Genomic DNA, 9518 nt, shown 5'->3' with positions numbered 1-9518 from the left:
CCGCCGCCACGCGCGCGTACCGCCGTACGCCCCACCACAGGGCGTGGCCGGTCCACAGGCCCCAGAAGAACAGCGCCCACCCGAAGCTCAGCCGGTCCAGAACGGTGGCGGTGGCGAGGGCGAGCCCCAGCACCGCCCACAGCGCGATACCGGTGCCGCCGCCGCCCGGATCCTCGGCGGCCTCGCCCGGGCCCAGCCTCTCCCGCCGCCTCCTGCGCCGCCGCGCGTCCAGCGACCACACCTGGCCGCAGCGCGTGAGCACGAGGTAGAGGGACATGAGGTGGATGACGTTGTCACCGCCGTCGCCCATGAAGATGCTGCGGTTCTGCAGCGAGAGCACCCCGACCATGAAGAGCACGGACAGGGTGCGGGTGCGCCAGCCGAGCAGCAGAAGGGCGGCGGCCAGCAGCGCGGCGGCGTAGACGCATTCGAACCAGAAGCCGCCGTCGGACCACATGAGGACCGTGAAGGCGCCATTCCCGTCGGTCAGCTGCCGCGCCAGGTCCCAGCTCCAGGGCCCGTCCGGCCCGTACAGCTCGTGGCGGTGCGGCCACTCGCGGAGCAGGAAGACCAGCCAGGTGAAGGAGAAGCCGATCCGGACCACGGCGGTCTGGTAGGGCCCGAGTGCGCTGCCGGTGACCCGGTCGATGGAGCGCGCGAGCGCGCGCCGGGCGCCGCGTACGGCGGAGCTCCCCGTCCCCGCTGGGGAGTTCGGCGTGGTCGTCACGGGCGCTCGGCCCCCTCGGGGAAGTCCGCGGCGGTGACCGTCCACCAGGGCAGGACGCGGTGCACGGTCTTGGTGTCGATCTTCTCCTCGCTCCACGGGGGCGGGGCGACGGGGGTGACGGCCGAGCGCAGTTGCACCCGCAGGACCTGGCCGCCGTCGTGCTCGGGGCCGAGGCGGAGGGCGGCGATCCGCCGGAGGTACTGCTCGGAGAGATGTCCGCGCAGGCCGTTCGGCCGGTTCTCGGCGTCGTGCGAGCCGCTGAAGAAGTCCCAGGCACGGCGGAGTTCGTTCTGCTGGGTGTGGCTGGGGAGGAGGTTGTGGCGTATGGCCGCCCCGTCCTGGGCGGACAGGTCGGTCCAGCCCGTGACGGCCGTCCCGCCGCCGGGCGTACGGATCTCGGCGCGGGCCTGCACGGCGATGTTCTGCTGGAGGGGGTTGGGGGCGAACAGCTTCCAGTTCTGTTCGAACTCCGGATACACGTAGGCGTCGACAACCTCGCCGTGCTGCTTGGTGACCGTGTTGGACGGTGCGACGTGCAGGAACACCATCGCCACGTGCCAGGCTGCGGCGACGGCGACGGCCGCGAGGGCCACGGCGACCACGATGCGCGAGGGCAGGGAGAGCGCGGCCGACCCGCCCGGCGGCGGTGCCCCGCCCTCGTCGTCCCGCTCCATGCGCCCCTCCCGTCCCCGCGCCGCCCGCATCTCCCCAGGAATCCGCCCTCGGAATACCGCGGAGGACTCGGGAGGAACGGTACTCAGGGCGCCGGGCCAGGCGCAGCCTCCCGCGGTTATCCACAGCCTTGACACCCTACGGCGGCCACAGCACCATTGAACCGAACGATCGGTCGGTTGGTTCGGGTGCGGGGTCGCCCGCTCCGGCCGGCGCCGGGCTCGCCGAGGGAGAGGGGCACGTGGTGGCAACGGTGGTGGAATCGGAGAGCGCGGGCGCCGAGGCGTACGCGGAGGCCTTCGACGCGGCGGTGGCGGCCGACGAGCGCATCGAGCCACGCGACTGGATGCCGGGCGACTATCGCGCGACGCTCGTACGGCAGATGGCACAGCACGCCCACTCCGAGATCATCGGCATGCAGCCGGAAGCCAACTGGATCACCCGCGCCCCCTCGCTGCGGCGCAAGGCCATCCTGATGGCCAAGGTCCAGGACGAGGCGGGCCACGGGCTGTATCTCTACAGCGCGACCGAGACCCTGGGCGCGAGCCGCGACGACCTGCTCGACAAGCTGCACTCCGGCCGCCAGAAGTACTCCTCGATCTTCAACTACCCCACGCTGACCTGGGCCGACGTGGGCGCCATCGGCTGGCTCGTGGACGGCGCGGCGATCACCAACCAGGTCCCGCTGTGCCGCTGCTCCTACGGGCCGTACGCCCGGGCGATGGTCCGCATCTGCAAGGAGGAGTCCTTCCACCAGCGGCAGGGCTACGAACTGCTGCTGGCCCTCAGCCGCGGCACCGACGCGCAGCACGCGATGGCACAGGACGCGGTGGACCGCTGGTGGTGGCCCTCGCTGATGATGTTCGGCCCGCCCGACGACGAGTCGGCGCACTCCGCCCGGTCCATGGCCTGGAAGATCAAGCGCCACTCCAACGACGAGCTGCGCCAGCGCTTCGTGGACATCTGCGTCCCCCAGGCCGAGGCCCTCGGCCTGACCCTGCCCGACCCGGACCTGAGGTGGAACGAGGAGCGCGGGCACCACGACTTCGGCCCCATCGACTGGGAGGAGTTCCGCGAAGTGCTGCGTGGCAACGGCCCCTGCAACGACCAGCGCATCACCCAGCGGCGGCAGGCCCACGAAGAAGGCGCCTGGGTGCGCGAGGCCGCGGCGGCCTACGCCGCGAAGCACACCGACCGGCTCCACGGGGAGGCAACGGCATGAGCGCATCCGAATGGCCGCTGTGGGAGGTGTTCGTGCGCTCCCGCCGAGGACTGTCGCACACCCACGCCGGGAGCCTGCACGCCCCCGACGCCGAAATGGCCCTGCGCAACGCCCGCGACCTCTACACCCGCAGGTCCGAGGGCGTCTCGATCTGGGTGGTGCCCTCCTCGGCAATCACCGCCTCCTCGCCCGACGAGAAGGACCCGTTCTTCGAGCCCGCCGCCGACAAGCCCTACCGGCACCCGACCTTCTACGAGATCCCGGACGGGGTGAAGCACCTGTGACCGCCGCACTCGCCCTCGGCGACGACGCGCTGGTGCTCGCGCACCGGCTGGGGGAGTGGGCCGGGCACGCCCCCGTCCTGGAGGAGGAGGTCGCACTCGCCAACATCGCCCTGGACCTACTGGGCCAGGCCCGCGTCCTGCTGTCGATGGCCGGAGACGAGGACGAACTGGCGTACCTCCGGGAGGAACGCGCCTTCCGCAACGTGCAGTTGGTCGAGCAGGAGAACGGCGACTTCGCCCACACCATCGCCCGCCAGCTCTACTTCTCCACCTACCAGGAGCTGCTGTACGGGCAACTGGCCGCCGGAGAGAGCGAGTTCGCGCCTCTGGCCCGGAAGGCGGCCAAGGAGGTCGCCTACCACCGGGACCACGCCGAGCACTGGACGCTGCGGCTCGGCGACGGCACGGCCCAGAGCCGTGAGCGGATGCGGCGCGGCCTCGACACCCTGTGGCGGTACACCGGCGAGCTGTTCGAACCGGTCGACGGACTGGACCTGGACCGGGACGCGCTCCGCCGGGGCTGGACGGACTCGATCGGCTCCGTGCTGGACCGGGCCACCCTGACCGTGCCCGAGGGCCCGCAGCGGGGCGCCTGGACGGCGGGGGCCGGGCGGCAGGGCCTGCACACCGAGCCCTTCGGCCGGATGCTCGCCGAGATGCAGCACCTGCACCGCAGCCACCCGGGGGCGACATGGTGACCGAAGAGCTCGGGACGACCGCCCTCGAAGAGGAGCTCCGCAGACTCGCCGGGTCGGTGCCCGACCCCGAACTGCCGGTGCTCACCCTGGACGAACTGGGCGTGCTGCGCGGCCTCCAGATCCTCGGACCGGGCCGCGTCGAGGTCGAGCTGACCCCCACCTACACCGGGTGCCCGGCAATCGAGTCGATGTCGGCAGACATCCAGCGAGTGCTGCACGAGCACGGCATTCCCGAAGTCGCGGTCCGCACCGTCCTCTCCCCGCCGTGGACCACCGACGCCATCAGCACCGAAGGGCGCCGCAAGCTGGAGGAGTTCGGCATCGCACCTCCGCGCCCCGGCGGCGGCCCGGGCCCATCGAGCGGGCCAGTCATGGTGGAGCTGACGGTCCGCTGCCCGCACTGCGGATCCACCGACACCACGCTGCTCAGCCGCTTCTCCTCCACCGCGTGCAAGGCGCTGCGCCGATGCGAGTCCTGCCGCGAACCCTTCGACCACTTCAAGGAGTTGTAGATGGACCGCACCGCGGCCGCGACGGCCGCCCCCGCCCCGGCCGGCCGCCACGGCGCGTTCCATCCGCTGCGCGTGGCAGCGGTCGACCGGCTGACGGACGACTCCGTCGCCGTCACCTTCGCGGTGCCGCCCGAACTGCGCGCCGTCTACCGCTACGAGCCCGGGCAGCACCTCGCGCTGCGCCGCGCGGGTGGCGGCGCGGAGATCCGCCGCACGTACTCGATCTGCGGGCCCGCCACCGATCCCGACGGCCCACGGACCCTGCGGGTGGGCGTACGGCTGGTCGAGGGCGGCGAGTTCTCGACGTTCGCTCTCAAGGAACTCGCGGTCGGCGACACCGTCGACGTCATGGCGCCCGCCGGGAGGTTCGTGCTCGAACCCCGCCCCGGCCACTTCGCCGGCGTGGTCGGGGGCAGCGGCATCACGCCCGTGCTGTCGATCGCCTCGACTCTGCTGGCCCGCGAACCCGCCGCCCGCTTCTGCCTGATCCGCAGCGACCGCACCGCCGCCTCGGCGATGTTCCTGGAAGAGGTCGCCGACCTCAAGGACCGCTACCCCGACCGGTTCCACCTGGTCCACGTGCTCTCCCGCGAGGAGCAGCAGGCCGGACTGGACTCCGGCCGGCTCGACGAGGAGCGGCTGACCGGGCTGCTGCCCGCGCTGCTGCCGGTGGAGTCGGTGGACGGCTGGTTCCTGTGCGGGCCCTACGGGATGGTGGCGGGCGCCGAACGGGCCCTGCGCGCCCTCGGGGTGCGCCGCGGCCGGGTGCACCAGGAGATCTTCCACGTCGACGAAGGCGCCACTGCCCGGCCCGCGCCGGACACCGCCCCCGCACGCGGTGAGGTGACCGCGACCCTGGACGGCCGGTCCGGCAACTGGCCGGTGCGGGACGGGGAATCACTGCTGGAGGCCGTGTTGCGCAACCGTGCCGACGCGCCGTACGCGTGCAAGGGCGGGGTGTGCGGGACCTGCCGGGCGTTCCTGGTCTCCGGCGAGGTCCGCATGGACCGCAACTTCGCGCTGGAGCCGGAGGAGGTCGAGGCGGGCTATGTGCTGGCCTGCCAGTCCCGCCCGGTCACCGAGCGGGTGGAGCTGGACTTCGACCGCTGACCCGCGCGCCCCGAGCCCACGCATCCCCGACCCGAGTGGGCCGGCCTCGCAGCGACGCGCCCCGAGTCCACGCACCTTTGCTTCCATGCGACCCGATCCCGCAGGTTCCTGCCGAACTGGCCCTGCCCAACTGGCAACTGCCCAACTGGCACTGGCCAGCCGCCCCCGACGCCCGCTTCCTTATTCCTGGAACCTGTTCTACCTTGACGCTCCGTCAGAAATATAGGAGACGAGACGGCCGGGCACGCGGGAGGACGGGCAGTGGACTTCACCTTCACCGAGGAACAGCAGGCAGCCGTCGAGGCGGCGAAGGCGGTCTTCTCCGGGGTCGCGCCCGATGCCGTGCCCAGCCCGGCACTCACACCCGGCGCGGTGGCCGAGGACTTCGACCGGCCCCTGTGGCGCAAGCTGGCCGCCGCGGACCTGCTGAGCCTCGTCCTCGACCCCCGGCACGGCGGCGCGGGGCTCGACCCCGTCGCGCTCTGCCTCGTCCTGCGCGAGTCCGCCAAGGTCCTGGCTCGGCTGCCGCTGCTGGAGACCACCGCCGCGGCCCTCGCCCTGCGCACCTACGCCCCAGACGGGTTGTGCGACGCGCTGCTCCCACGCGTCGGCCGCGGGGAGCTCGTCCTCACCGTGGCCTCCAACGGCCGCACCGGCCACGAGCCCGCCCAACTCGCCGTCTGCGCACGGCAGGACGGCGAGGACTGGACCCTGGACGGCACGCAGACGGCCGTGCCCTGGGCCCAGAACGCCGACCTGATCGTGGTCCCGGCCCTGGCGGGGGACGACCGTACGATCCTCGCGCTCGTCCCCCGCGCGCACGACGGCGTCACCCTCGCCGACCAGGTCTCCACCAGCGGCGAGCGGTACGCGGAGGTGCGCTTGGACTCCGTACGGCTCACCGGCCGCGAGGTGCTGACCGCCGACGGCGCCTGGGAGTGGCTGCGCGACCTGCTCGCCACCGGAACCTGCGCCCTGGCGCTCGGACTCGGTGAGAGCGTCCTGCGCATGACCGGCGAATACACCGGCAAGCGCGAGCAGTTCGGCTTCCCCGTGGCCACCTTCCAGGCCGTCGCCGTCCAGGCCGCCGACCGTTACATCGACCTGCGCGCGATGGCGGCCACCCTCTGGCAGGCGGCCTGGCGGCTCACCGCCTCCCAGAAGGGCACCGCCACCACGTCCGCGCTGCCGCGGGCGGGCGACGTCGCGGTCGCCAAGATCTGGGCCTCGGAGGGCGTACGCAGGGTGGTGCAGACCGCGCAGCACCTGCACGGCGGCTTCGGCGCGGACACCGACTACCCGCTGCACCGCTACCACGCGTGGGCCAAACAGCTCGAACTCTCCCTCGGCCCGGCGGCCGCGCACGAGGAGACGCTCGGCGACCTGCTGGCGGCACACGCCCTCGGCTGAGGAGGGAGAGGGCGGCTCAAGACCCGGCGGGGTCAAGGCAGGTGCCGCCGCCACAGGACTCGTAGGCCGTCACAGGCTCACAGTCCGTCGGAGGGCTCAGAGCACGAAGGCCTGGGCGCCGCCGTCCGCCACCAGCGGGCGTCCGGCCGACTCCCAGCGGAGCATCCCGCCGTCCACGTTGACCGCGTCCAGCCCCTGCGCGATGAGGTACTGCGCGACCTGCGCCGACCGGCCGCCGACCCGGCACACCACATGCACCCGGCCGCCCTCGGGCACGGCCTCGGTCAGCTCACCGAAGCGGGCCACGAGCCGGCTCATCGGCAGGTGCAGCGCGCCTTCGGCGTGCCCGGCCGCCCACTCGTCGTCCTCGCGGACGTCCAGCAGGAAGCCGTCGGCCGGAACCTCCGCGGCGTCCACGGCAGGCAGCGGGGCGAAGTGCATGGGGTCCAACCTTTCAAGTGCCAGTGGTCAAGAAGTCGGTCGCAGAGGCCCGTACGGAGAAGCCATCCGAAACGGAGAGCCTGTACGAAGAGGCCGTACGGAGGCGGTCCTACGGAGGTGCGGAGCCACCGCCGGACGACGGCGCGCGCTCCTCCGCACGCTACCCAACCAGCCGCGCCAGCCGGGCCTCCCGCTCGGCGACATCCGCCAGCAGCTGCTCGGCGATCTCCTCGAGCAGCCTGTCCGGGTCGTTCGGCGCCATCTTCAGCATCGCGCCGATCGCGCTGGACTCCAGCTCCGCGGCCATCGCGGCCAGCAGTTCCTTGCGTTCGGCCAGCCACTCCAACCGGGCGTACAGCTCCTCGCTCGGGCTCGGCCGGCGGCCCTCCTCGGGCGGCCCGGCCGCCCACTCGTCGGCGAGCGCCCGCAGCGCTTCCTCGTCCCCGGCCGCGTACGCCTCGTTGACCCGCGCGATGAACGCCCCGCGCCGCTCCCGCTCCGCGTCGTCCCGGGCCAGATCCGGGTGCGACCGGCGGACCAGCTCGCGGTAGATCCGGCGGACCTCCTCGCCGGGCCGAACCCGGCGCGGCGGCTTCACCGGCTGCTCGGTGAGCATCGCGGTAGCTTCCGGCGACAGGCCCTCCGAGTCCATCCAGCCGTGGAACAGCTCCTCGACCTTGGGCATCGGCATCACCAGCCCGCGGGCCTCGCGCGCCTTGCGGGCGTCCTCGGGGTCGCCGGTCCGGGCCGCGACGGCCTCGGCAATCAGCGCGTCCAGCTCGTCCAGGCGGGAGTACATCGGGCCCAGCCGCTGGTGGTGCAGCCGGGAGAAGTTCTCGACTTCGACGCGGAAGGTCTCCAGGGCGATCTCGAACTCGATGAGCGCCTGCTCGGCGGTGCGCACCGCCCGCTCCAGGCGCGCCTCGGCCCGCGTCTCGTCCTGAGCGGCCCCCGCGCGGCGCCCCTCTTCCGGGTTCGTCCCGGCTCCCGACATCATCACCCGGCCAGCCTACGGGCACCCCCGAACCCCCCGCGCCCGGCCGGGTGCTGCTCGCGGCCTGATCAACACGACCCCGTGTTCCCCGCCGCCACGCCCGGCCGGGTGCGGGGCGGACGAGCTCAGACGCCGGTCTCCGCCGCTATACGCCCGTCGCGGATCGCCGCCACCAGGTCCGCGTGGTCGGCCTCCGTGCGGTCGGCGTAGCCGACGGCGAAGGCGGCGACGGCCTCGTCCAGCTCCTCGTTCTTGCCGCAGTAGCCGGATATCAGCCGGGGGTCGGCGGTGTGGGCGTGCGCCCGCGCCAGCAGGGCGCCGGTCATCCGGCCGTAGTCGTCCAGCTGGTCCGGGGTCAGCGCTGCCGGATCGACGCTGCCCTTCCGGTTGCGGAACTGCCGTACCTGGTAAGGGCGTTCCCCGACCGTGGTCCAGCCGAGCAGAATGTCGCTGACGACCTGCATCCGCTTCTGGCCCAGCACCACGCGGCGCCCCTCGTGCCCGGCGTCCCCGGCCTCGAAGCCGGCCTTCACCACATGCGGCAGCAGCGCGGAAGCCCGGGCCTCCTTCACCTGGAGGACCAGCGGCTCGCCCCGGTGGTCCAAGAGCAGCACCACATACGACCGTGTGCCCACGCTGCCCGTGCCCACGACGCGGAACGCCACGTCGTGCACCGCATACCGCGCGAGAAGGGGAAGCCGGTCCTCCGGCAGGGTCTCCAGGTATCCGCCGAGGGCCCCCGCCACCGCCGCCGCCTCGGCGTCCGGGACCCGGCGCAGCACCGGTGGCGCGTCGGTGAAGCGCCGCCGCGGAACCGCCGCCCCGGCCTCGCCAAAGGCCCCGCCCGAACCGCCTGGACCATCCGAACTGCCTGGACCGCCCGCGTCGTCCGGCACCACCTCCGTGGCCCTGGCCGCGAATCGCGCGCTGGTGTTGCGCCGCGCCTTCTCCGCGACCCGCTCCAGCGTGCCGACCAGATCGCGGGCATCCGTGTGGGACACCAACTCCTCGTCCGCTATCGCGTTCCAGGCGTCCAGCACCGGCATCCTGGCCAGCAGCCGCATCGTGCGCCGGTAGGCGCCGGTGGCGTCGTACGCCGCCGCGCGGCAGGTGTCCTCGTCGGCGCCCGCCTCTCGCCCCGCCAGCACCAGCGAGGCCGCGAGCCGCTTCAGATCCCACTCCCACGGGCCGTGGACGGTCTCGTCGAAATCGTTGATGTCGATGACCAGGCTGCCGCGGGCGTCCCCGTACAGCCCGAAGTTCGCGGCGTGCGCGTCCCCGCAGATCTGCGCGCCGAGCCCGGTGACCGGCGTGGACACCAGGTCGTACGCCATCAGCCCGGCCGAGCCGCGCAGGAAGGCGAAGGGGGTCGCGGCCATCCGGCCGACCCGTATCGGGGTCAGCTCGGGCAGTCGGCCGGAGCTGGACTCCTCGACCGCCGCGAGCGC

At 73.0% G+C, this 9518-nt stretch carries 10 protein-coding genes and 1 pseudogene; 6 read left to right on the top strand and 5 right to left on the bottom strand.

The window, feature by feature from the left end; translation table 11 throughout:
- A pseudogene (locus tag AOK16_RS04810) lies at positions 1-727 on the bottom strand (HTTM domain-containing protein); the annotation flags it as partial.
- Positions 724-1401 (bottom strand): DUF5819 family protein, encoded by a 678-nt coding sequence (locus AOK16_RS04805; RefSeq protein ID WP_055470959.1) that lies wholly within the window; start codon positions 1399-1401, stop codon positions 724-726. The gene AOK16_RS04805 and the pseudogene AOK16_RS04810, both read right to left, overlap by 4 nt.
- A gap of 239 nt (positions 1402-1640) precedes the next feature.
- Between AOK16_RS04805 and paaA the strand changes: the two genes are divergently transcribed.
- The 6 genes from paaA (at position 1641) to AOK16_RS04775 (ending at position 6635) form a co-directional block, all read left to right on the top strand.
- On the top strand, positions 1641-2621 hold the full coding sequence (paaA, locus tag AOK16_RS04800) for a 1,2-phenylacetyl-CoA epoxidase subunit PaaA (protein WP_055470958.1): 981 nt from the start codon (positions 1641-1643) through the stop codon (positions 2619-2621).
- Positions 2618-2905, top strand: a complete 288-nt coding sequence (gene paaB / locus AOK16_RS04795) for a 1,2-phenylacetyl-CoA epoxidase subunit PaaB (protein ID WP_055470957.1) — start codon at positions 2618-2620, stop codon at positions 2903-2905. The genes paaA and paaB overlap by 4 nt, the downstream gene beginning before the upstream one ends.
- Positions 2902-3603 (top strand): 1,2-phenylacetyl-CoA epoxidase subunit PaaC, encoded by a 702-nt coding sequence (gene paaC / locus AOK16_RS04790; RefSeq protein WP_055470956.1) that lies wholly within the window; start codon positions 2902-2904, stop codon positions 3601-3603. Before paaB ends, paaC begins: the two co-directional genes overlap by 4 nt.
- Positions 3597-4115, top strand: coding sequence for a 1,2-phenylacetyl-CoA epoxidase subunit PaaD (gene paaD, locus AOK16_RS04785; RefSeq protein ID WP_055470955.1), 519 nt, complete (start codon positions 3597-3599; stop codon positions 4113-4115). Before paaC ends, paaD begins: the two co-directional genes overlap by 7 nt.
- Positions 4116-5225: a 1,2-phenylacetyl-CoA epoxidase subunit PaaE gene (gene paaE, locus AOK16_RS04780; protein WP_055470954.1), complete on the top strand. Its 1110-nt coding sequence runs from the start codon at positions 4116-4118 to the stop codon at positions 5223-5225.
- A gap of 261 nt (positions 5226-5486) precedes the next feature.
- Positions 5487-6635: an acyl-CoA dehydrogenase family protein gene (locus AOK16_RS04775; protein ID WP_055470953.1), complete on the top strand. Its 1149-nt coding sequence runs from the start codon at positions 5487-5489 to the stop codon at positions 6633-6635.
- Positions 6636-6731: 96 nt separating this feature from the next.
- Here the strand turns inward: AOK16_RS04775 and AOK16_RS04770 are convergent, their stop codons facing one another.
- From AOK16_RS04770 to AOK16_RS04760, 3 genes are all read right to left on the bottom strand, one after another.
- Entirely contained in the window at positions 6732-7076 is a 345-nt protein-coding gene (locus AOK16_RS04770) for a rhodanese-like domain-containing protein (protein WP_055470952.1), read from the bottom strand.
- 160 nt (positions 7077-7236) lie between these two features.
- Complete coding sequence (locus AOK16_RS04765; RefSeq protein WP_240483365.1) at positions 7237-8073, bottom strand: J domain-containing protein; 837 nt, start codon at positions 8071-8073, stop codon at positions 7237-7239.
- Positions 8074-8195: 122 nt separating this feature from the next.
- On the bottom strand, positions 8196-9518 hold a 1323-nt coding region (locus tag AOK16_RS04760; RefSeq protein ID WP_055470951.1), incomplete at its 5' end, for a DUF2252 domain-containing protein.

Origin of the sequence: Streptomyces pathocidini, assembly GCF_001418495.1 — a bacterium.
Classification (GTDB): domain Bacteria; phylum Actinomycetota; class Actinomycetes; order Streptomycetales; family Streptomycetaceae; genus Streptomyces; species Streptomyces pathocidini.
This window is presented reverse-complemented; position numbering and strand designations above follow the sequence as displayed.

Coding starts and splice junctions, on each gene's coding strand:
- AOK16_RS04805 (WP_055470959.1), bottom strand. CDS start 1,401: ATGGAGCGGGACGACGAGGGCGGGGCACCGCCGCCGGGCGGGTCGGCC.
- paaB (WP_055470957.1), top strand. CDS start 2,618: ATGAGCGCATCCGAATGGCCGCTGTGGGAGGTGTTCGTGCGCTCCCGC.
- paaD (WP_055470955.1), top strand. CDS start 3,597: ATGGTGACCGAAGAGCTCGGGACGACCGCCCTCGAAGAGGAGCTCCGC.
- paaE (WP_055470954.1), top strand. CDS start 4,116: ATGGACCGCACCGCGGCCGCGACGGCCGCCCCCGCCCCGGCCGGCCGC.
- AOK16_RS04770 (WP_055470952.1), bottom strand. CDS start 7,076: ATGCACTTCGCCCCGCTGCCTGCCGTGGACGCCGCGGAGGTTCCGGCC.
- AOK16_RS04765 (WP_240483365.1), bottom strand. CDS start 8,073: ATGATGTCGGGAGCCGGGACGAACCCGGAAGAGGGGCGCCGCGCGGGG.